The organism is Kitasatospora sp. NPDC056531 (genome assembly GCF_042794375.1).
Classification (GTDB): Bacteria; Actinomycetota; Actinomycetes; order Streptomycetales; family Streptomycetaceae; genus Kitasatospora.
Window position 1 is genome coordinate 33,253 of the sequence record NZ_JBHTTU010000021.1, and the last position, 20,503, is coordinate 53,755.

General features: G+C 72.4%; 21 protein-coding genes. 17 read left to right on the forward strand and 4 right to left on the reverse strand.

The window, feature by feature from the left end; genetic code table 11:
- Window positions 1-52: 52 nt before the first annotated feature.
- On the reverse strand, window positions 53-922 hold the full coding sequence (locus tag ACFQ87_RS19635; RefSeq protein ID WP_380612038.1) for a 3-hydroxybutyryl-CoA dehydrogenase: 870 nt from the start codon (window positions 920-922) through the stop codon (window positions 53-55).
- A gap of 309 nt (window positions 923-1,231) precedes the next feature.
- Here ACFQ87_RS19635 and ACFQ87_RS19640 point away from each other — a divergent pair, with 309 nt between their 5' ends.
- Window positions 1,232-2,044 carry an SDR family NAD(P)-dependent oxidoreductase gene (locus ACFQ87_RS19640; protein ID WP_380612039.1) on the forward strand — a complete coding sequence of 271 codons (813 nt, stop codon included), beginning with the start codon at window positions 1,232-1,234 and terminating at the stop codon, window positions 2,042-2,044.
- 13 nt (window positions 2,045-2,057) lie between these two features.
- Here ACFQ87_RS19640 and ACFQ87_RS19645 read toward each other — a convergent pair whose 3' ends face one another.
- Window positions 2,058-2,957 (reverse strand): polysaccharide deacetylase family protein, encoded by a 900-nt coding sequence (locus ACFQ87_RS19645; protein ID WP_380612040.1) that lies wholly within the window; start codon window positions 2,955-2,957, stop codon window positions 2,058-2,060.
- A 206-nt stretch (window positions 2,958-3,163) separates the two neighbouring features.
- Here ACFQ87_RS19645 and ACFQ87_RS19650 point away from each other — a divergent pair, with 206 nt between their 5' ends.
- Together ACFQ87_RS19650 and ACFQ87_RS19655 are read left to right on the forward strand one after the other, a co-directional pair.
- On the forward strand, window positions 3,164-4,051 hold the full coding sequence (locus ACFQ87_RS19650; RefSeq protein WP_380612041.1) for an SAM-dependent methyltransferase: 888 nt from the start codon (window positions 3,164-3,166) through the stop codon (window positions 4,049-4,051).
- 154 nt (window positions 4,052-4,205) lie between these two features.
- Window positions 4,206-4,712, forward strand: coding sequence for an FBP domain-containing protein (locus tag ACFQ87_RS19655; RefSeq protein WP_380612042.1), 507 nt, complete (start codon window positions 4,206-4,208; stop codon window positions 4,710-4,712).
- 5 nt (window positions 4,713-4,717) lie between these two features.
- Here ACFQ87_RS19655 and ACFQ87_RS19660 read toward each other — a convergent pair whose 3' ends face one another.
- Both ACFQ87_RS19660 and ACFQ87_RS19665 read right to left on the reverse strand, forming a co-directional pair.
- The gene (locus ACFQ87_RS19660) at window positions 4,718-5,092 is read right to left on the reverse strand and encodes an RNA-binding S4 domain-containing protein (RefSeq protein WP_380612043.1); all 375 of its coding nucleotides are present in this window, start codon (window positions 5,090-5,092) and stop codon (window positions 4,718-4,720) included.
- Between the two features lie 42 nt (window positions 5,093-5,134).
- Window positions 5,135-5,539 carry a VOC family protein gene (locus tag ACFQ87_RS19665; RefSeq protein ID WP_380612044.1) on the reverse strand — a complete coding sequence of 135 codons (405 nt, stop codon included), beginning with the start codon at window positions 5,537-5,539 and terminating at the stop codon, window positions 5,135-5,137.
- Window positions 5,540-5,668: 129 nt separating this feature from the next.
- On the opposite strand from ACFQ87_RS19665, the gene ACFQ87_RS19670 reads away from it, so the two are divergent.
- The 14 genes from ACFQ87_RS19670 to cbiE all read left to right on the forward strand — a co-directional run bounded on the left by ACFQ87_RS19670 (window position 5,669) and on the right by cbiE (window position 20,059).
- Window positions 5,669-6,835 (forward strand): methyltransferase, encoded by a 1,167-nt coding sequence (locus ACFQ87_RS19670; RefSeq protein ID WP_380612107.1) that lies wholly within the window; start codon window positions 5,669-5,671, stop codon window positions 6,833-6,835.
- A gap of 160 nt (window positions 6,836-6,995) precedes the next feature.
- Window positions 6,996-8,024: an N-acetyl-gamma-glutamyl-phosphate reductase gene (argC, locus tag ACFQ87_RS19675; RefSeq protein WP_380612045.1), complete on the forward strand. Its 1,029-nt coding sequence runs from the start codon at window positions 6,996-6,998 to the stop codon at window positions 8,022-8,024.
- A complete protein-coding gene (gene argJ / locus ACFQ87_RS19680; RefSeq protein WP_380612046.1) occupies window positions 8,021-9,190 on the forward strand; it encodes a bifunctional glutamate N-acetyltransferase/amino-acid acetyltransferase ArgJ in 1,170 nt (389 codons plus the stop codon). Before argC ends, argJ begins: the two co-directional genes overlap by 4 nt.
- Window positions 9,191-9,275: 85 nt before the next feature.
- A complete protein-coding gene (gene argB / locus ACFQ87_RS19685; RefSeq protein WP_380612108.1) occupies window positions 9,276-10,151 on the forward strand; it encodes an acetylglutamate kinase in 876 nt (291 codons plus the stop codon).
- A complete protein-coding gene (locus ACFQ87_RS19690; RefSeq protein WP_380612047.1) occupies window positions 10,148-11,353 on the forward strand; it encodes an acetylornithine transaminase in 1,206 nt (401 codons plus the stop codon). The genes argB and ACFQ87_RS19690 overlap by 4 nt, the downstream gene beginning before the upstream one ends.
- Before the next feature lie 23 nt (window positions 11,354-11,376).
- Window positions 11,377-11,925, forward strand: coding sequence for an arginine repressor (locus tag ACFQ87_RS19695; RefSeq protein ID WP_380612048.1), 549 nt, complete (start codon window positions 11,377-11,379; stop codon window positions 11,923-11,925).
- A 133-nt stretch (window positions 11,926-12,058) separates the two neighbouring features.
- The gene (argH, locus tag ACFQ87_RS19700) at window positions 12,059-13,483 is read left to right on the forward strand and encodes an argininosuccinate lyase (protein WP_380612049.1); all 1,425 of its coding nucleotides are present in this window, start codon (window positions 12,059-12,061) and stop codon (window positions 13,481-13,483) included.
- Window positions 13,484-13,590: 107 nt separating this feature from the next.
- Complete coding sequence (locus tag ACFQ87_RS19705) at window positions 13,591-13,848, forward strand: hypothetical protein (RefSeq protein ID WP_380612050.1); 258 nt, start codon at window positions 13,591-13,593, stop codon at window positions 13,846-13,848.
- Window positions 13,849-14,089: 241 nt separating this feature from the next.
- Window positions 14,090-14,593: a GNAT family N-acetyltransferase gene (locus ACFQ87_RS19710; protein ID WP_380612051.1), complete on the forward strand. Its 504-nt coding sequence runs from the start codon at window positions 14,090-14,092 to the stop codon at window positions 14,591-14,593.
- Between the two features lie 551 nt (window positions 14,594-15,144).
- Window positions 15,145-16,170: a methionine ABC transporter ATP-binding protein gene (locus ACFQ87_RS19715; RefSeq protein WP_380612052.1), complete on the forward strand. Its 1,026-nt coding sequence runs from the start codon at window positions 15,145-15,147 to the stop codon at window positions 16,168-16,170.
- The gene (locus ACFQ87_RS19720) at window positions 16,167-16,895 is read left to right on the forward strand and encodes a methionine ABC transporter permease (RefSeq protein ID WP_380612053.1); all 729 of its coding nucleotides are present in this window, start codon (window positions 16,167-16,169) and stop codon (window positions 16,893-16,895) included. The genes ACFQ87_RS19715 and ACFQ87_RS19720 overlap by 4 nt, the downstream gene beginning before the upstream one ends.
- Window positions 16,896-16,952: 57 nt before the next feature.
- A complete protein-coding gene (locus ACFQ87_RS19725; protein ID WP_380612054.1) occupies window positions 16,953-17,777 on the forward strand; it encodes a MetQ/NlpA family ABC transporter substrate-binding protein in 825 nt (274 codons plus the stop codon).
- 198 nt (window positions 17,778-17,975) lie between these two features.
- Window positions 17,976-18,641, forward strand: coding sequence for a GNAT family N-acetyltransferase (locus tag ACFQ87_RS19730; protein ID WP_380612055.1), 666 nt, complete (start codon window positions 17,976-17,978; stop codon window positions 18,639-18,641).
- A gap of 161 nt (window positions 18,642-18,802) precedes the next feature.
- Complete coding sequence (gene cbiE / locus ACFQ87_RS19735; protein WP_380612056.1) at window positions 18,803-20,059, forward strand: precorrin-6y C5,15-methyltransferase (decarboxylating) subunit CbiE; 1,257 nt, start codon at window positions 18,803-18,805, stop codon at window positions 20,057-20,059.
- Window positions 20,060-20,503: the final 444 nt, after the last annotated feature.

Consider the following 20,503-nt stretch of genomic DNA (forward strand, 5'->3'; position numbering starts at 1 on the left):
CCCCTCTCGCTCGCCCCTTTCTGGTTTGCTCCCCGCCCTTCTGCGCCGGGGCTCAGGCGGTCGCCGTGTAGTCGTAGAAGCCGCGGCCGGACTTGCGGCCCAGCAGGCCCGCGTCGACCATCCGGGACAGCAGCGGCGGAGCGGCGTACAGCGGCTCCTTGTACTCGTCGTACATCGACTCGGCGATCGAGACGATGGTGTCCAGGCCGATCAGGTCGCACAGCCGCAGCGGGCCCATCGGGTGGGCGCAGCCGGCCTCCATGCCCTTGTCGATGTCGGAGGCGGTGGCCACGCCCGACTCGAACATCCGCACCGCGGAGAGCAGGTACGGGACGAGCAGCGCGTTGACCACGAAGCCGGCCCGGTCGCGGGCACGGATCGGCTCCTTGCCGAGCACCTGGGAGGCGAAGGCCTCGACCCGCTCGGTGGTGGTCGCCGAGGTGGTCAGGGTCGGGATGACCTCGACCAGCTTCTGCACCGGCGCCGGGTTGAAGAAGTGCAGGCCGATCACCTGCTCCGGGCGGGAGGTGGCGGCGGCCAGCTTCACGATCGGGATCGAGGAGGTGTTGGACGCCAGGACCGCGTCACGGCGCTCGATCACCCGGTCCAGGGTCTCGAAGATCTTGACCTTGATGTCCTCGCGCTCGGCGACGGCCTCGACCACCAGGTCGCGGTCCGCGAAGTCGGACAGTTCGACGGTGAAGGACAGCCGGGACAGCGCCTCGTCCCGCTGCTCGGGGGTCAGCTTGCCGCGCTTGACCGCCGTCTCCAGGGAGTTGGTCAGCCGGGTGCGGCCGAACTCCAGCGCCTCACCACTGGCCTCCGACACCATGACGTCCAGCCCGGCCCGGGCGAAGACCTCGGCGATGCCCGACCCCATCAGGCCGCAGCCGACTACTCCGACGCGCGCGATGTCACTCACTCAGTTGCCCTTCGGTGGTGCTGGGGGTCGCCCAGCGAACTGGTGGCCCAGCGAGCTGCTGGTCAACGGGTCGGTGTGCCGGAATGGGTGCACCGGTCACCGCCCCGATGACGTTACTACTCCGTACCGGCCAGTAGGTCACCCCCTCCCCGGTGCAGTGCCAGTGTTCAAACATCCTCCGAACGAGTGAGGCCGCGCCGCTCGCGCGTGTGCGCGGGGCCGCCGCCGCCCGGCGGCCGACAGAATGCCGCAGGTCCGACAAAACGCCGCGGACGGGGGCCGGGGACGGGAAAGGAGCACGCGGTGCCGATGGGATCACTCGCAGGACAGGTCGCCCTGATCACCGGCGCGGGCCGGGGGATCGGCCGGGAGATCGCCATCGGCCTGGCCGCCGAGGGCATGGCCGTCGGGCTGGTCGGCCGCACCCACGACACGCTGACCGAGACCCTCAAGGAGTGCTTCAAACGGGGCGCCCGGGGCGTCGCGGTCACCGCCGACGTCTGCCGCCCCGGGTCGGTGCGCGAGGCCGTCCGGCTGGTCGAGCGCGACCTCGGGCCGATCGACCTGCTGGTCAACAACGCCGGCCTGGTCGACCGTGCCGAGGTGCCGATCTGGGAGACCGATCCCAACCAGTGGTGGCAGGTGATCGAGACCAACCTGCGCGGCCCCTACAACCTGCTGCGCTGCGTGCTGCCCGGCATGGTGGCACGCCGCCGCGGGCGGGTGGTCAACCTCAACTCCGGCTTCGCGCTGCGCCCGGACGGCAACTACACCGCGTACGCCACCTCCAAGGGCGCGCTGCTCCAGCTCTCCGACAACATGGCGGACTCGCTGGCCCAGCACGACATCGTGGTCCTGGACATCAGCCCCGGCGCGGTGGCCACCGACATGACCGCCGCGATGCCGATGTTCCAGGACATGAAGGCCTGGGGCTCGATCCCGTACATGGTCGCGGTCACCGTGGACGCCGCCCGGGGCCGCTTCGACGGGTTGCACGGGCGGTTCATCCACGCCGGGCGGGACGACCTGACGGAACTGGTCGAGCGGGCCGAGGAGATCCGCGGGACGGACGCCCGCACGCTGCGGCTGCGCCCGTACAAGGACGGCGACCCGATGGCCTGACCCGTACCGTCCGTCAGGCGCAGAGCTGGCTGGCGGTGACGGGCTTGAGCCCCGCCTTGGCCAGGCCGTCCAGTATCGCCGGCAGTGCGTCGATGGTGCACTGGTGGCCCATGTGCAGGGCCACCACCGAGCCGCCGCGCACCGTGCTCAGCACCCGGCGCTGGAGTTCGGCGGCGGTCGGGTCGTTGTAGTCGCGCGGGTCGACGTCGAAGGACAGCACGTGCTCGTAGCCGACGGCCTTGGCCTGATCGCGCACCATCTGGGTGGCGAACTGGGCGGCGGAGGGGCGGAACCAGCGGCCGATCGAGCCGGTCAGCTTCTGCAGCCGGTCGGCGCACTGGGCGATCTCGGCGCGGGCCTGGTCCGGGGGCATCGCCGAGATGTTCAGATGGTTCTGGGTGTGGTTGCCCAGCTCGTGCCCGCCGTCCAGGATCCGCCGGGCCATCTGCGGCTGCTGGTCCAGCCAGCTGCCGACCACCATCACGGTCAGCTTGGCGCCGCGCTGCTCGGCGGCCTCCAGCAGCGCGGTGGCGAGCCTGGGGTCGCCGCTGCCGTGGAAGGTGAGCGCCACGTTCTTGCCGGTGCGCGGCCCGTACACCACCTCGTACGGCGTGCCGGCCGCGAGCGGCGTCAGCGCGGGCGGGGTCGGCGGGGTGGAGCTCTGGGTGGCGGCCGCGGTCGGCTGGCCGGTGGGCTGCGGCTCGGCCGGGGCGGGGGACTCCGGGCCCTCGCCGCCGTTCCAGGCCGGGTCGGTGGTTTGCTGCGGGTCGACGGTGCCGGGGTGCGCGGCGAGCGTCCCGGTGTCGGCCCGGCGGGGCGTACCGCCGGCGCAACCGGTGAGGAGCCCGCCGGCGGCGGTCAGGGCGGCCAGCTGGGCGGCGGTGCGCAGTACGGTGCGGCGGTCGGCAGTCATCGGCAGCCAGCATAGAGAGGACGGCCCCGCCCGGCGATCCGCCACGGGCGTCCACCCGTTCCTTGACGTGCACACACTCTGTTCTACGGGCGTTGCGTAAACCTGAACTCCCGCTGTTTCCACGGTGTGTCGTTCGATACGATCACGGCGCGCCGCGTGTTACGGGGCGGTAGGCACATTCCGGCATTTCGCATTGGGGGCGGAAGATGATGTACGAGGACACCGCGGCCGTCGGCCACGGCACGAGCGCCGACTGGGAGTGGGCCAGAGCCGAGGACTGGCAGCCGCCGAGCGAGCTGGACACCGGCATACCGCACACCGCGCGGATGTACGACTACTACCTGGGCGGCAAGGACAACTTCGAGGTGGACCGCAAGGCCGCCCAGGCCGCGATAGCCGCCTACCCGGCGCTGCCGCTGCTGGCCCGCACCAACCGGCAGTTCCTCGGCCGGGCCGTCGAGTTCGTCGCGGGTCGGGGGGTCCGCCAGTTCGTCGACATCGGCACCGGCATCCCGGCCGTCGGCTCCACCAACGAGGTCGCCCAGCGGGTCGCCCCGGACGCCCGGGTGGTGTACGTGGACAACGACCCGATCGTCGCCACCCACGCCCGCGCCCTGCTGGCCGGTCACCCGGCCGGGCACACCTCCGTCATCGAGGCCGACCTGCGCGACCCGGAGGCCATCCTCGGCCACCCCGCGCTGGCCGCCGCCGTCGACCTCTCCCAGCCGGTCGCGCTGATGCTGGTCGCCGTCCTGCACTTCATCCGCGACGAGGAGGGTGCGCAGCGGATCGTGCGCACCCTGCGCGACGCGCTCGCCCCCGGCAGCGCGCTGATCCTCTCCCACGGCAGCCCCGACTTCGCCTCCCGTGAGAGCGCCGCCGAGGGCGCCCGGATCTACAAGAGCGCCAGCGCCCCGCTCGTCCTGCGCCCGCGCTCCGGCGTCGAACCCTTCTTCGGCGACTTCGAGTTCGTCGGACCCGGCCTGGTCCAACTCCCGCTCTGGCGCCCCACCGCCGGCCACGTCCCCACCACCGACCTCCCCGACGGCTGGCAGGACGTCTCCGCCTACGCCGGCGTCGCCTTCAAGCCCTGATGTGCTCGGTCCCGGCGCCTCCCTCCTGCGCCGGGACCGGCCGTCGCAGACTACGGCGGGGCGCCGACAGTCCCTCACCGCGGCCGGCCGATCCGGTGCGTACCGGGAGAAAAGGAAGCGACAGGGCCCGGCGCGCGGTGTTAGCTTCCGCGGCATGGAACCCCTGAGCGACTCCGAGATCCGCGCGTCCTTCGTCAACTGCTCCAAGGGCGAGGCCCGTCGGCTCAACCTGCCCCGGGGCCTGGCCGAACTGCCCTGGGAGAGCCTGGACTTCCTCGGCTGGCGGGACCAGGGCGCGCCCGACCGGGCCTACCTGGTGGCGCCGTACGGCGGCGAGCTGGTCGGGGTGACGCTGCGCTCGCCGATGGTCCGGCGCAGCCTGACCAAGACCAACGTGTGCTCGCTGTGCATCACCGCGCACGCCGGGTCCGGCGTCGCGCTGCTGGCGGCCCGCCGGGCCGGGGCGGCGGGCCGCGAGGGCAACACCGTCGGCACGTACATCTGCGCGGACCTGGCCTGTTCGCTCTACGTGCGCGGGCTGAAGAAGTCCACCCTGGTCACCCGGCCCGACGAGTCGATGCCGCTGGAGGACCAGGTCGCCCGTACGGTGCTCAACCTCGACGCCTTCCTGGCCCGGGTGCTCACCGACACGGCGGCATAGGGCGCCTACCGTCCGCGCAGCCCGTCCAGCTCGCGGCGGTCCCGCTTGGTCGGGCGGCCGGCGCCGCGGTCGCGCTCGAAGACCGGGGCGACGAGCTCGCGCGGCGGTCGCGGCGGGCTGTTGTCGATCAGGCACTCCGCCGCGACCGAGGCGCCGACCCGCTTGCGGATCAGCTTCCGCACCACGACGACCCGCTCGTACCCCTCCTCGCGGACCCGCACCTCGTCCCCGGGCTTGAGGGTCTGGGCCGGTTTGGCCCGCTCGCCGTTCACCCGGACGTGTCCGGCCTTGCAGGCGGCTGCCGCCAGCGACCGCGTCTTGGCCAGCCGGACCGACCAGATCCAGGCGTCCACCCGCACGCTTCCCTCGTGTTCAGCCATCCCACGAGCCTACCCAAGGCCCGCCCGAGGCCCGCCCGAGACCTAGGCGGCCGAAGGCGCCTCTTGGACGGCCCAGCCGTTGCCGTCCGGGTCGTTGAAGAACACGAAGTTGTTCCAGGCCTCGCCGTGCCCGTCCACCCGCGAGCCCGCCACGAAATGCTGGACCGGGCTGACCGCCACGCCGCGCGCCGCGAGCTCCGCGTGCGCCTTCTCGATGTTCGGCACCACCAGCTGGAGGCCCTTCACCGAGCCGGGCGCCGAATCGATCACCCCGGTCCCCACCACGATCGAGCAGGACGATCCCGGAGGGGTCAGCTGGACCACCCGGACACCGTCCCGCAGCCGGGTGTCGTGGTCGACCGTGAAGCCGGCCTGCTCCTCGTAGAAGACCTTCGCGCGGTCCACGTCCGCCACCGGGACCACCACGACCTCGAGCTTCCAGTCCATCGCCCTCACCTCTCTCGGCCGGGCTCTTCCAGTATCCGTCCGCTCGGATCCCATAAAAACAGTTCCCCGCCAGGCGTCCGATAGCCTGAGAACACGATGAATCCGCAGACCGCGCCCACCGCGACCCCGCTGGCCACCCCGTGGGGCACCCTCGACCTCACCCGCTTCCCGGTGGACCCCCGCGAGCGGCTGCGGGCCTGGGACGCCGCCGACGAGTACCTGCTGCGCCACCTCGCGGGCGAGGCGGACAGCGCCGCCGGCACCCCGACCGAGCTGGCCGGCCGCCGGATCGCGGTCCTCGGCGACCGCTGGGGCGCGCTGACCACCGCGCTCGCGCCGTACGAACCGGTCCAGATCACAGACTCCCACCTCGGCGGGCAGGCCACCCGGGAGAACCTCGCCCGGGCCGGCGCCGCCGTCGACGAGGCCCGGCTGCTGACCACCCGGGACGCCCCGCCGGAGCGGATCGACGTGCTGCTGGTGCGCGTCCCCAAGAGCCTGGCCCTGCTGGAGGACCAGCTGCACCGGCTCGCCCCGGCGATCCACCCCGGCACGGTCGTGGTCGGCACCGGCATGGTCACCGAGATCCACACCTCGACCCTGCAGCTCTTCGAGAAGATCCTCGGCCCGACCCGCACCTCGCTCGCGGTCCGCAAGGCCCGGCTGATCTTCTGCGCCCCCGACCCGGCGCTCGACCCCGGCGCCAGTCCGTGGCCGCACCGCTACGCGCTGCCGCCGGACGTCGGCCCCGCCTCCGGCCGCACGGTGGTCAACCACGCCGGCACCTTCTGCGCCGAGCGGCTCGACATCGGCACCCGCTTCTTCCTGGCCCACCTGCCGACCCCCGCCGCCGGGGACCGGGTGGTCGACCTCGGCTGCGGCAACGGCGTGGTCGGTACGGCCGCCGCGCTGGCCGGGCCGGGCGCGGAGCTGGTGTTCGTGGACGAGTCCCACCAGGCGGTGGCCTCGGCCGAGGGGACCTTCCGCACCAATCTGGGCCCGGACGCCCCGGCCGAGTTCCTCGCCGCCGACGCGCTCGCTCCGGAGCTGTTCGCCCCCGGCTCGGTGGACCTGGTGCTCAACAACCCGCCGTTCCACTCCCACCAGGCCACCACCGACGCCACCGCCTGGCGGATGTTCACCGGCTCCCGGCGGGCGCTCAAGCCCGGCGGTGAGCTCTGGGTGGTCGGCAACCGCCACCTCGGCTACCACGTCAAGCTGCGCAAGCTCTTCGGCAACTGCCAACTCGTCGCCGGGAACCCGAAGTTCGTGGTGCTGCGGGCGGTCAAGCGGTAACCCGTCCGGCAGTTCAGCAGTTCAGCAGTGCTGCACCGCTTCGGAAGCCGGGGTGGCACCCGTCGCTCCCGCCTCATGAACGGCGCTGCGGTCCCCACACCCAGTCTTGCATGACTTTTCCTCCGCGCGTATATTCATGCCACGACTAAGGAGGAACGCCATGGCATTGCGAGTCGCCGTCGCCGGCGCGAGCGGGTACGCGGGCGGCGAGGTGCTGCGCCTGCTGCTCGGCCACCCGGAGGTGGAGATCGGGGCCCTGACCGGCGGCTCGAACGCGGGCACGCGACTGGGCGCGCTGCAGCCGCACCTGATCCCGCTCGCCGACCGCATCCTCGAACCCACCACCCCCGAGGTGCTGGCCGACCACGACGTGGTGTTCCTGGCGCTGCCGCACGGCCAGTCCGCCGCCGTCGCCGAGGCACTCGGCCAGAACGTCCTGGTCGTCGACTGCGGCGCCGACTTCCGGCTCAAGGCCGCCGCCGACTGGGAGCAGTTCTACGGCTCCGCGCACGCCGGCACCTGGCCCTACGGCCTGCCCGAACTCCCTGGCCACCGCGCCGCGTTGAAGGGCAGCAACCGGATCGCCGTACCCGGCTGCTACCCGACGGCCGTCTCCCTGGCGCTCTTCCCCGCCTACGCGGCCGGGCTCGCCGAGCCGGAGGCCGTCGTGGTCGCCGCCTCCGGCACCTCCGGTGCCGGCAAGGCCGCCAAGCCCCACCTGCTGGGCAGTGAGGTCATGGGCAGCGTCAGCCCGTACGGCGTCGGAGGCGTGCACCGGCACACTCCGGAGATGGTGCAGAACCTCACCCCGCTGGCGGGCGAGCCGGTCACCGTCTCCTTCACCCCCACCCTCGTCCCGATGCCGCGCGGCATCCTCGCCACCTGCTCGGCCAAGGCCAAGCCGGGCGTGAGCGCCGAGAGCCTGCGCGCCGCCTACGCCGAGGCGTTCGCGGACGAGCCGTTCGTCCACCTGCTGCCCGAGGGGCAGTGGCCGCAGACCAGCAGCGTCTACGGCGCCAACACCGGCCTGGTCCAGGTGGCCCTGGACCCGACCGCCGGGCGGATCATCGCGATCAGCGCGATCGACAACCTGGTCAAGGGCACCGCGGGCGGCGCGGTGCAGAGCATGAACATCGCCCTCGGACTGCCCGAGGAGCTGGGCCTTCCCGTGAACGGAGTCGCACCGTGACCACTCAGAACGTCGGCGTCACCGCCGCCAAGGGTTTCCGGGCCGCCGGGGTCACCGCGGGCATCAAGGCCTCCGGCACCCCGGACCTCGCCCTGGTGGTCAACGACGGACCCTCGCTCGCGGCGGCGGGAGTCTTCACCGCCAACCGGGTCAAGGCCGCGCCGGTGCTCTGGTCCGAGCAGGTCCTCAAGGGCGGCCAGGTCTCCGCCGTCGTCCTCAACTCCGGTGGCGCCAACGCCTGCACCGGCCCGCTCGGCTTCCAGGACACCCACGCCACCGCGGAGAAGGTCGCCGAGGAGCTGGGTCTCAGCGCCGGCGAGGTCGCCGTCGCCTCCACCGGCCTGATCGGTGTGCGCCTCCCGATGGACGTCCTGCTGCCCGGCGTCACCCTGGCCGCCCGGGAGCTCAGCGAGACCGGCGGCGAGGCCGCCGCGATCGCCATCAAGACCACCGACACCGTGCACAAGACCGCCCAGGTCACCAGCCCGGCCGGCTGGACGGTCGGTGGCATGGCCAAGGGCGCGGGCATGCTCGCCCCGAGCCTGGCCACCATGCTGGTCGTCCTCACCACCGACGCCGACCTGGACGGCGCCGCCCTGGACGCCGCGCTGCGCGGCGCCACCCGCACCACCTTCGACCGGATCGACTCCGACGGCTGCATGTCGACCAACGACACCGTGCTGCTGCTCGCCTCCGGCGCCACCGGCATCACCCCGGACCAGGCCGAGTTCGCCGAGGCCGTCCGCGCGGTCAGCGCCGACCTGGCCCGCCAGCTGATCGGCGACGCCGAGGGCGCCAGCAAGGACATCCGGATCGACGTCACCGGCGCCGCCACCGAGGACGAGGCCGTCGACGTCGCCCGGACGATCAGCCGCAACAACCTGCTCAAGTGCGCCGTCCACGGCGAGGACCCCAACTGGGGCCGGGTGTTGGCCGCGATCGGCACCACCTCCGCCACCTTCGACCCGAACCGGCTCGACGTGGCCATCAACGGCGTCTGGGTCTGCAAGGACGGCGGCGTGGGCGAGGACCGCGACCTGGTGGACATGAAGGGCCGCGAGGTCGTCATCACCGCGAACCTCAACGCCGGTACGGCGAGCGCCTCGCTGTGGACCAACGACCTCACGGCCGACTACGTGCACGAGAACAGCGCCTACTCCAGCTGACACCTGATCGGACGAGGAACCGAGACCCGTGCAGATCGCACCCAAGGGCGAACAGGCCCGGAACAACAACGCGTTGCCCAAGGCCATGACGCTGATCGAGGCGCTGCCGTGGCTGGAGCGCTTCCACGGCAAGACCGTCGTGATCAAGTTCGGCGGCAACGCCATGGTGGACCACAGCCTCAAGGCGGCCTTCGCCCAGGACGTCGTCTTCCTCCGCTACGCCGGACTCCACCCCGTCGTGGTGCACGGCGGCGGCCCGCAGATCAGCGCCCAACTCGACAAGCTAGGGCTGGAGTCCAGCTTCACCAACGGCCTGCGCGTGACCACCCCCGAGACCATGGACGTGGTCCGGATGGTGCTGGCCGGCCAGGTGCAGCGGGAGCTGGTCGGCCTGCTCAACGAGCACGGCCCGTTCGCCGTCGGCATGACCGGCGAGGACGCCCACACCATGACCGCGGTCAAGCGCTACGCGGTGGTGGACGGCGAGCCGGTCGACATCGGCCTGGTCGGAGACATCGTCAACATCGAGGCCGGCGCGGTGAAGGCGCTGATCGCCGACGGCCGGATCCCGGTCATCTCCTCGATCGCCCGCGGCGCCGACGGCCACGTCTACAACATCAACGCGGACACCGCCGCCTCCGCCCTCGCGGTCGCGCTCGGCGCCGAGATGCTGGTGGTGCTCACCGACGTCGAGGGCCTCTACAAGGACTGGCCGCACTCCGACGACGTGATCAGCCAGCTCAACGCGAGCGAACTGGAGGATCTGCTGCCGGGCCTGGCCAGCGGCATGCTCCCCAAGATGGAGGGCTGCCTGCGCGCCGTCCGCTCCGGTGTGGGCACCGCCCGCGTGCTGGACGGCCGGGTCCCGCACAGCCTGCTGCTGGAGATCTTCACCGACGAGGGCATCGGCACGATGGTCGTGCCGGACGACGAACCGACCGTGACCGGGGGACTGGCATGACGCACAACGAGCAGCTCACCGACCGGTGGCAGCACACGTTCACCGACAACTACGGCACCCCCCGCATCCCGCTGGTGCGCGGCGCGGGCGTCAAGCTCTGGGACGCCGACGGCAAGGAGTACACCGACCTGCTCGGCGGCATCGCCGTCAACGCCCTCGGCACCGCCCACCCGGCCGTGGTCGAGGCGGTCAGCAAGCAGATCGCCACCCTCGGCCACGTCTCCAACCTGTTCATGGCCGAGCCGACCATCGCCCTCGCCGAGCGGCTGCTGGAGCTGGACGGCCGGGAGGGCGGCCGGGTGTTCTTCTGCAACTCCGGCGCCGAGGCCAACGAGGCGGCCTTCAAGATCAGCCGGCGCACCGGCCGCACCCATCTGGTCGCCCTCCAGGGCGGCTTCCACGGCCGGACCATGGGCGCCCTCGCGCTCACCGGCCAGCCCGCCAAGCAGGACCCGTTCCGCCCGCTGCCCGGCGACGTCACCCACGTCCCGTTCGGCGACGTCGAGGCGCTGCGTGCGGCCGTCACCACCGAGACCGCCGCCGTCTTCCTGGAGCCGATCCAGGGCGAGAACGGCGCCATCCCGCTGCCCGAGGGCTACCTCAAGGCGGCCCGCGAGATCACCCGGGCCACCGGCACCCTGCTCGTCCTGGACGAGATCCAGACCGGCATCGGCCGCACCGGCCACTGGTTCGCCCACCAGGCCGAGGAGGGCATCGAGCCGGACGTGGTCACCCTGGCCAAGGCGCTCGGCGGCGGCCTGCCGATGGGCGCGGTGCTGGCCTTCGGCGAGGCGGCCGAGCTGCTCACCCCGGGCCAGCACGGCACCACCTTCGGCGGCAACCCGGTGGCCGCCGCGGCCGGGCTCGCGGTGCTGGACACGATCGAGTCCCAGGGCCTGCTGGAGCACGTCCGCAAGATCGGCGAGCGGCTGCGGCGCGGCGTCGAGGCGATCGGCGACCCGCTGGTCTCGCACGTGCGCGGGGCCGGCCTGCTGATCGGCATCGTGCTCACCCGGCCGGTCTCGGCCGAGGTCCAGGCCGCGGCGCAGGAGACGGGCTTCCTGGTCAACGCGGCCGTCCCGGACGCGGTACGGCTGGCGCCGCCGCTGGTGCTGACCGAGCAGGAGGCGGACGCCTTCCTGGCCGCGCTGCCCGGCATCCTCCGGATGGTGCGCGAGAGCGCCCCGGCCGATGCGAGCTGACCGTCGTCCGGGAGAATAATCACATGACCGATTCCCGCTCCGGCCCCTCCGCCGCCGGCCCGACGCCGCAGGTCCCGCAGACCCGCACCGCGCGCCACCGGCGGATCGTGGACCTGCTCACCCGCCAGCCCGTGCGTTCGCAGAGCCAGCTCGCCAAGCTGCTCGCCGACGACGGACTCGTGGTCACCCAGGCCACCCTCTCCCGGGACCTGGACGAGCTGGGCGCGGTCAAGATCCGCAACCGGGACGGCGCGCTGATCTACGCCGTCCCGGCCGAGGGCGGCGACCGTACGCCGCGTGCGCCGATGGGGGAGTCGGCCACCGAGGGCCGGATGGCCCGGCTGGCCGGCGAGCTGATGGTCTCCGCGACCGCCTCCGGCAACCTGGTCGTGCTGCGCACCCCGCCCGGGGCTGCGCAGTTCCTGGCCTCGGCGATCGACCAGGCCGAGGTGTTCGAGATCATCGGCACCATCGCCGGCGACGACACCGTGTTGCTGATCAGCCGGGACCCGTCCGGCGGCCAGGCGCTCGCCGACCACCTCATGCAGCTCGCCCAGGCCAAGGCGCAGTAACACCTCGACACCCCGAAACCCCGGTAACCGGACCAGCTCCGGCCGGGGTTTTGTGTTTCATGCGGCATCGTGCATACTTATGCCACATACTGCACATGTGTGCACCACCGCAGCCGTGTAAGGAGCCACCGCGATGACCGCCCAGCAGTCCTCCGACGTCCGCCTCTGGGGCGCGCGCTTCGCCGACGGCCCGTCCGAGGCGCTGGCCAGGCTCTCCGCCTCGGTCCACTTCGACTGGCGCCTCGCCCCGTACGACATCGCCGGCTCCAAGGCCCACGCCCGGGTGCTGCACAAGGCCGGGCTGCTCTCCGAGTCGGAGCTCGCCGCCATGCTGGCCGGCCTCGACCAGCTGCTCACCGACGTCCAGGCCGGCACCTTCACCGGCACCGTCGCCGACGAGGACGTCCACACCGCCCTGGAACGCGGCCTGCTGGAGCGCCTCGGCGCCGATCTCGGCGGCAAGCTGCGGGCCGGGCGCTCGCGCAACGACCAGATCGCCACCCTGTTCCGGATGTACCTGCGGGACCACGCCAAGACCGTCGGCGGCCTGCTGCTCGACCTCCAGCACGCCCTGGTCGGCCTCGCCGAGGCGCACCCCGACACCGCGATGCCGGGCCGCACCCACCTGCAGCACGCCCAGCCCGTCCTCTTCGCCCACCACGTCCTCGCACACGTGCAGGCCCTCGGCCGGGACGCCGAGCGGCTGCGCCAGTGGGACGCCCGCACCGCCGTGTCCCCGTACGGCTCCGGTGCGCTGGCCGGCTCCTCGCTCGGCCTCGACCCGCAGGCCGTCGCCGCCGACCTCGGCTTCGAGGGCGGCTCGGTCGGCAACTCCATCGACGGCACCGCCTCGCGCGACTTCGTCGCCGAGTTCGCCTTCGTGACCGCGATGATCGGGGTCAACCTCTCCCGGATCGCGGAGGAGGTGATCATCTGGAACACCAAGGAATTCGGCTTCATCACGCTGCACGACGCCTTCTCCACGGGCTCCTCGATCATGCCGCAGAAGAAGAACCCGGACATCGCCGAGCTGGCCCGCGGCAAGTCCGGCCGACTGATCGGCAACCTGACCGGCCTGCTGGCCACCCTCAAGGCGCTGCCGCTCGCCTACAACCGGGACCTCCAGGAGGACAAGGAGCCGGTCTTCGACTCCTGCGACACCCTGGAGGTGCTGCTGCCCGCGTTCACCGGGATGATGGCCACCCTCACGGTGCACCGGGAGCGACTGGAGGAGCTGGCCCCGGCGGGCTTCTCGCTCGCCACCGACATCGCCGAGTGGCTGGTCAAGCAGGGCGTGCCGTTCCGGGTCGCGCACGAGGTGGCCGGAGCCTGCGTCAAGGTCTGTGAGGCCCAGGGCATCGAGCTGTCCGACCTGACCGACGAGCAGTTCGCCTCGATCTCCGAGCACCTGACTCCCGAGGTCCGCTCGGTGCTCAGCGTCCACGGTGCCATCGCCGCCCGAAACGGGCGCGGCGGCACCGCATCCTCGGCCGTCGCGGTTCAGCTCGCCGAGGTGAAGGCGGACCTGGCGCGGCAGCAGGAGTGGGTGAAGGGCTGACCGTCGGTCAGCGGGGGAGGGGCGCGGCGGGCCGACCGGCGCGCCCCTCCCGCGTGCGTGCCCCGGTCCGGGCGTAACCGCGCCCGCCCGGGCACGTCATGCACGGTGTGTGCACAGCCCTTCCGCCCGTCCCCTCCGCCGAGGACGTCTTCCTCGCCGAACGCCGCCGCCGCGTGGTCCGCGAGACCGTCGCCGCCCTGCCCGGCCGCTGCCCCCAACTGGTCGCCGCCCTCGCCGAGGACCCACCGCCGACCTACCGCGAACTCTCCGAACGCCTCGGCATGCCCCGCGGCTCCATCGGCCCCACCCGCTCCCGCTGCCTGGCCTGCCTCCGGCTGCTGCTCCATGCGGAGCGTTACCTCTGAGTGATCGCGGTGACTCCCCGTACCGCCATCCCGCCCCGCCGCTGTCCGCGCGCCCGCCCACCCCCGCCCCACCCCGGCGTGACACTCGCCACTGTCTGCCCCGCCGAAGGTTGAGGGGAGCTGACACCCGGGTAGAGCGCTGGCGAACGTCACTCTTGACGGTGGCGCGATCCCTCGGATACTGAGCGTGAGCGCGCCACCCTCTGCGCGCCGGGCACGACGACTGGGGAGGCCCCTCCACATGGGCATGAGCGTGATCATCTCGGCCGCGGCGGCCGAGGATGCCGAGCAGATCCTCAAGCTCCAGTACCTGGGCTACCAGCCCGAGGCGGAGCTGTACGGCGACTGGGCGATCGAGCCCCTGACACAGACCCTGGAGAGCCTGCGCGCCGAGCTGGCCGAGCAGCACGTCCTGGTCGCCCGGTTGGGCGACGAGGTGGTGGGCGCCGTCCGCGGCCACGTCGACGCCGAGGGCATCGGCCGGATAGGGCGCCTGGTGGTCCACCCCCGGATGCAACGGCACGGCCTGGGCGGGCGGCTCCTGGACGCCCTGGAGCGCACCCTCGCCGACGACGGCCGTCCGGTGACCGCCTACCGTCTGTTCACCGGCCACCGCAGCCTCGGCAACCTGCGCCTGTACGCCCGCCAGGGCTACCGGCAGACCGCCGTCGAGCAGGTCAGCAGCCGGCTGAGCTTCGTGCACCTGGAGAAGCCCGTCGCGACCCCGCTCGCCGCGACCGCCTGAGCCCTGGCCCGTACGGGCCGCTTCTCGGCGCCGCCACCATCCGGACAGGAAGGTGGTGGCGCCGAGTCGCATCTCCGCAGGTCACAACCACAGGTGTCCGTAATGCGGACAGCTGTGCAGAATAATTGGGCGCAATTCGGCTGATCTGTTTTACTGGCTCACATGACTGCGACGACGAACTGGACCCCCACCGGCACGCTGCCGGCAGGTGAGCGTGCCATGTGCCGTCGAATGTGTCACTGCTGAGGGCCACCGCCCCCGGGCACCCCGCTGAGGGTGCCTCCCCCTCGCGCCCCGAAGCGAGACTCCGGCGCCGCTCCCGTCCGTGCGAGCGCGCCCTCCTCCCGGAACCCCTCCCTCCGGCGTGCCCGCACACCCGCGGCCGCCGATGACTCGTAAGGGCCACGCCGTCGCGCGGCCCGGCCGTCCAGCGGCCACGATCAAGGGGTGGCAGGTCCGGATCCCCCTGGCGAGGCGTCGTAGGACACCGCCGACCGCAAGCCCGGTCGGGTGGTCGACACCGCCGCTCGCCCCGACCCACGGAAGCAGCTGTGATCACCACCACGGACCTCACGAAGGTCTACCGTTCCCGAGGCCGAGAGGTGACCGCCCTCGCCGGCGTCGACCTGCACGTCCGCCCGGGCGAGGTCTACGGAGTCGTCGGTACCAGCGGTGCCGGCAAGTCCACCCTCATCCGCTGCGTGAACATGCTGGAGCGCCCGACCTCCGGCACCGTCACCGTGGACGGGGTCGAGCTCACCGCGCTGTCCGGCGGCGAGAACCGGGCCGGCCGGGAGCTGCGCGAGGCGCGCCGCCGGATCGGCATGGTCTTCCAGCACTTCAACCTGCTGTCCTCGCGGACGGTCCAGCAGAACGTCGAACTCCCGCTGGAGATCATCGGCCTGGACCGCACCCAGCGTCGCCGCAAGGCCGCCGAACTGCTCGACCTGGTCGGCCTCGCCGCCTTGGCGCGCAGCTACCCCAACCAGCTGTCCGGCGGCCAGAAGCAGCGCGTCGGCATCGCCCGGGCCCTGGCCGGCGACCCCAAGGTGCTGCTCTCCGACGAGGCCACCTCGGCGCTCGACCCGGAGACCACCCGCTCGATCCTCAAGCTGCTGCGCGACCTCAACCAGCAGCTGGGCCTGACGGTCCTGCTGATCACCCACGAGATGGACGTCATCAAGAGCGTCTGCGACTCCGCCGCCCTGATGCGCGGCGGCCGGGTGGTCGAGTCCGGCGAGCTCACCGACCTGCTGGCCGAGCCCGGCTCGGAGCTGGCCCGCGAGCTGTTCCCGCTCAGCGAGTTCGGCACCGGGCATCCCGGCTCCACCGTGCTGGAGATCACCTTCCAGGGCGACACCTCGGCCCGGCCGTTCGTCTCCCAGCTCGCCCGCACCTACCAGATCGACATCAACATCCTCGGCGCCGCCGTCGAGACCATCGCCGGCCGGATGGTCGGCCGGATGCGGGTCGAGCTGTCCGGCGGCCACCAGGACAACGTGGTGCCGATCGGCTACCTGCGCGAGCAGGGCCTGCAGGTGGACGTGATCGGTGCGGGGAACGGAGCGGTGGCATGACCTGGGACCAGATGTGGGCCCTGATGGGGCCCGCCACGCAGGAGACCTTCCAGATGGTCGGGGTGTCCGCGGTGGTCACCGTGCTGCTCGGCCTGCCGCTGGGCGTACTGCTGGTGCTCACCGACAAGGGCGGCCTGCTCGCCAACCGGGCCGTCAACAAGGCCATCGGCTTCGTGGTGAACATCGCCCGCTCGGTGCCGTTCATCATCCTGATGATCGCGCTGATCTCCTTCACCCGCTGGCTGGTCGGCACCTCCATCGGCTGGCAGGCCGCGACCGTGCCGCTCACCATCGGCGCCATCCCGTTCTTCGCCCGCCTGGTCGAGACCTCCGTCCGTGAGGTCGACCGCGGCCTGATCGAGGCGGTCCAGTCGATGGGCGGCAGCACCTGGACGATCGTGCGCAAGACCCTGCTGCGCGAGGCGCTGCCCGGCATCGTGGCCTCGGTCACCACCACGGTCATCACCCTGATCAGCTACTCCGCGATGGCCGGCACGGTCGGCGGCGGCGGCCTCGGCACCCTCGCCGTCAACTACGGCTACCAGCGCTTCGAGACGGCCTTCATGTGGGTCATCGTGGCCGAGCTGGTGATCCTCGTCACCGCCGTCCAGCTGATCGGCGACTTCGCCGTCCAGCGCCTCGCCCACCGCGGCCGCACCGGCGGCCGGACCCGGCTGCTCGGCCGCACCCCGACGACTCCCGACAAGGACCCCGTCGCCTCCTAGACCTCCCTCGTCCGACCCCGGACGCGGCTCCCCGGAACACGCAGAAAGGCACTTTTCGTGCGCAACGCCCTGAAGTTCACCAGTGTCCTCGCCACCGCCGGCCTCGCCCTCTCGCTGGCCGCCTGCGGCAGCTCCGGGTCCTCCTCCTCGGACCCGAACGCGCCGCTGAAGGTCGTCGCCAGCCCCACCCCGCACGGGCAGATCCTCAAGTACGTCAAGGACAACCTCGCGGAGAAGGCGGGCCTCAAGCTCGACATCAAGGAGGTCACCGACTACGTGACCCCCAACACGGCGGTGCAGGACGGTTCGGCCGACGCCAACTACTTCCAGCACGTCCCGTACCTGGAGGACTTCAACAAGAAGCACGGCACCGACATCGTCTCGGTCGAGACCGTGCACCTGGAGCCGCTGGGCCTCTACTCCAAGAAGGTCAAGGCGATCGCCGACCTGCCGGACGGCGCCACCATCGGCCTGCCCAACGACGCCACCAACGAGGGCCGCGCGCTCAAGCTGCTCGCCGACAACAAGCTGATCACCCTCAAGGACGGCGTCAGCACCACCGCCACCCCGGCCGACGTGACCGGCAACCCGAAGAACCTCAAGTGGAAGGAGCTGGAGGCCGCCCAGCTGCCCCGCTCGGTCTCCGACCTCGACGCCGCCGTCATCAACGGCAACTACGCGATCGACTCCGGCCTGAAGCCGGCCACCGACGCGCTGGTGCTGGAGAAGGCCGAGGGCAACCCGTACGCCAACATCCTCGCCGTCAAGAAGGGCAAGGAGAACGACCCGCGGGTCAAGAAGCTCGCCGAGCTGCTGCACTCCGACGAGGTCAAGAAGTACATCAACGACACCTTCCAGGGCTCGGTCATCCCGGCCTTCTGATCGTCGTACGGTCATACCCCGTAGCGCCCGACCGGGCCCCCGCCGCACCTCGGCGGGGGCCCGGTCGGGCAGTATGCACCAGGGACACCACGGGAGACCGGGTTCTGACGTACCGTCGTGCGGCGGCGCACCGCGTGATACCCGGGGCGCGACGGAGGCGTACGGTGTTGTGTTCACGACCCGGCGAGGAGAGACGGCATGGCAGCGAGCTTCCCCGAGACCGCCATCAGCACCGAACGGCTGCTGCTGCGTCCCCTTGCGGAGGACGACGCCCCCGGCCTGGCCACCATGATGGCCGACGACCTCGTCCTGGCCTGGACGGATCTCCCGCACCCCTTCACCGAGCAGTACGCGGCCGAGCTCGCCCGCACCCTCGCCCCCGTCCACCGGGCGGACGGCCGCGGCATCGTCTTCGCCGTCACCGAGCACCTGACCCAGCGCCTGGTCGGCCTGGTCGAGCTGCGCAACACCGACTGGCGGCTGCGCAGCACCGAGATCTCCTACGTCACCGCCGTCTGGGCGCGCGGTGAGGGCTACGCCCCGGAGGCCGTCCTCGGCGTCGCCCAGTGGCTGTTCGAGGACCGCGGCTTCCTGCGCCTGGAGATGCGCACCGCCGCCGGGAACACCGCGGCCCAGCAGGTCGCCCAGAAGATCGGCGGCATCAGCGAGGGCGTGCTGCGCAGCGCCTGGATAGTGCGGGGCGAGTCCGGCGAGGTCGTGGTGGGGGCACCTCCCAGCCGCCAGGCTGGGGGAGAGAGCCGCAGTGACCTGATCCTGTGGAGCCTGCTCCCGGAGGACCTGGATTCGCCCGAACTGCGCCGGGACGGCTGGCATGGCGACCACCGCTACGTGCTGCGCGACTGATCCACCGCCCGTCGCCGCCGTGACAGCGCCCGGCCACCCGATCGGCACGGACATGTGTACGAGATGTCGGCCCCCGAGGGATCACACCCGGTAGCCTCTGCACCGGCACCGCACAGTCGGCGCGACGAGCCGCGCATCGAGTCGAGGGAGAACGGCCGCAGATGGCTGACCGGATCACGGTCATCGGGTGGGACGGAACGCCGCTGACCGAGGCCGCCGGTGCGGCGCTCGCCGCGGCCACCCTGGTGGCCGGCGCCCCCTACCAACTGGGCGCCCTCCCGGTGCCGGACGCCGCCGAGCGGATCACCCTCGGCAACATCCAGCAGGCCGCCAAGCGGATCGCCGAGCACCGCGGCGCCGCCGTCGTGGTCGCCGAGGGCGACCCGGGCTTCTTCGGCGTGGTGCGCACCCTGCGCCGCCCCGAGTACGGCCTCGAACTCGAAGTCCTGCCCGCCGTCTCCTCCGTCGCCGCCGCCTTCGCCCGGGCCGGGATGCCCTGGGAGGACGCCCAGGTGGTCAGCGCCCACGGCGGCCGGCTGCGCCGCGCGGCCAACATCTGCCGGGCCCACCCCAAGGTCGCGGTGCTCACCGCGCCGGGCGCGGGCCCGAGCGAACTCGCCCTGATGCTGCGCGGGGTGCACCGGACCTTCGTGGTCTGCGAGGCCCTCGGCACCCCGGAGGAGGACGTCGCCGTCCTGACCTCCGACCGGATCGCCGACCACGTCTGGCGCGACCCCAATGTGGTGCTGGTGATCGGCGGCACCGCCCAGCCCGGGGCGGTGGACGAGGCGGCCGGCTGGCTGGCCGGGCGCCCGGTCGGCTACCCCGGCGCGGAACGCGGCTGGGCGCTCCCCGCTGACGCCTACGCGGGCGCCGGGCGCACGGAGGACGGAACGGGCGCGTCGGGAGCGCTCCCCGCGCACGTCCGCGCGCTGGTGCTGGCCCGTCTGGGTGCACGTCCCGGGGACCTCGTCTGGTCGGTCGGCGCCGGCAGCGGCGCCCTCGCGGTGGAGGCGGCCCGGTTCGGTGCCGCCGTGGTCGCGGTGGAGGCCTCCCGCTCGGCCTGCGCCCGGCTCACCGTCAACGCCCGCCGGTACGGCGTCGAGGTGGAGACGGTGCACGGCCGGGGCCCCGAGGTGCTGGGCGGGCTGCCGGAGCCGGACGCCGCGGTGGTGGAGTCCGGCGGCCTCGACGTGGTGCGCGCCGTGCTGGCCCGCAAGCCCGAGCGCTTCGTTGCGCTGGCCCGTACCTTCGCCGAGGCGGAGGAGGTCCGCCGGGCCATCGCCGAGGCGGGCTACCGGGCGGACGGGGCACTGCTGCAGTCCACTCCGCTGCGGCCCGCGGGGGAGGGCGGCGGCCTGGAACTCGGTGCGGGCGCGGGCGGTGCGCTGCTGCTCTGGGGTGAGCAGATCGTGTGAAGGCCTCGGGTGAGTGCCGGGACCGCCGCGCGGGCTCGGCGGTGATCCAGGTCGCATCCGGACACTGATTCGAGAGGTCACCGCGCCGGGCCGGTAGTGTGGCGTCCCAGACGGCTGCAGCCGTCGGCGACCCGCCTGATTCGGTCGGTTTGTCACCTTCTTGACGTGGTGCAACCCGGTTCCGCTCGGAGTGTGGGCAATTCGACGGGCCGTGTGCCGGACCTGGAGAATGCCGTAGGGTCCGGTGCGGTCGTGCCGGTTGCTCCGGGCTGTCGTTGTTTCAGATGGTGCGCCGTCCTCACGGGCGGGGCCCGGGCCGGGGTGCCGCAGCGCGCCGGAAGGACTTTGGCCGCAGCGCTTCGGCGCGGCGGCCGCGTGTGGTTGAGGGGCGGGTCGGTGCAGGCCCGGCCCGTGCGGATGGGCGCTGCGGTCGGTGATCGCGTC

Coding starts and splice junctions, on each gene's coding strand:
- ACFQ87_RS19640 (WP_380612039.1), top strand. CDS start 1,232: ATGGGATCACTCGCAGGACAGGTCGCCCTGATCACCGGCGCGGGCCGG.
- ACFQ87_RS19645 (WP_380612040.1), bottom strand. CDS start 2,957: ATGACTGCCGACCGCCGCACCGTACTGCGCACCGCCGCCCAGCTGGCC.
- ACFQ87_RS19720 (WP_380612053.1), top strand. CDS start 16,167: ATGACCTGGGACCAGATGTGGGCCCTGATGGGGCCCGCCACGCAGGAG.
- cbiE (WP_380612056.1), top strand. CDS start 18,803: ATGGCTGACCGGATCACGGTCATCGGGTGGGACGGAACGCCGCTGACC.
- ACFQ87_RS19730 (WP_380612055.1), top strand. CDS start 17,976: ATGGCAGCGAGCTTCCCCGAGACCGCCATCAGCACCGAACGGCTGCTG.
- ACFQ87_RS19660 (WP_380612043.1), bottom strand. CDS start 5,092: ATGGCTGAACACGAGGGAAGCGTGCGGGTGGACGCCTGGATCTGGTCG.
- ACFQ87_RS19665 (WP_380612044.1), bottom strand. CDS start 5,539: ATGGACTGGAAGCTCGAGGTCGTGGTGGTCCCGGTGGCGGACGTGGAC.
- ACFQ87_RS19690 (WP_380612047.1), top strand. CDS start 10,148: ATGACGCACAACGAGCAGCTCACCGACCGGTGGCAGCACACGTTCACC.
- argH (WP_380612049.1), top strand. CDS start 12,059: ATGACCGCCCAGCAGTCCTCCGACGTCCGCCTCTGGGGCGCGCGCTTC.
- ACFQ87_RS19710 (WP_380612051.1), top strand. CDS start 14,090: ATGGGCATGAGCGTGATCATCTCGGCCGCGGCGGCCGAGGATGCCGAG.
- ACFQ87_RS19650 (WP_380612041.1), top strand. CDS start 3,164: ATGATGTACGAGGACACCGCGGCCGTCGGCCACGGCACGAGCGCCGAC.
- ACFQ87_RS19695 (WP_380612048.1), top strand. CDS start 11,377: ATGACCGATTCCCGCTCCGGCCCCTCCGCCGCCGGCCCGACGCCGCAG.
- argB (WP_380612108.1), top strand. CDS start 9,276: ATGACGCTGATCGAGGCGCTGCCGTGGCTGGAGCGCTTCCACGGCAAG.
- argC (WP_380612045.1), top strand. CDS start 6,996: ATGGCATTGCGAGTCGCCGTCGCCGGCGCGAGCGGGTACGCGGGCGGC.
- ACFQ87_RS19655 (WP_380612042.1), top strand. CDS start 4,206: ATGGAACCCCTGAGCGACTCCGAGATCCGCGCGTCCTTCGTCAACTGC.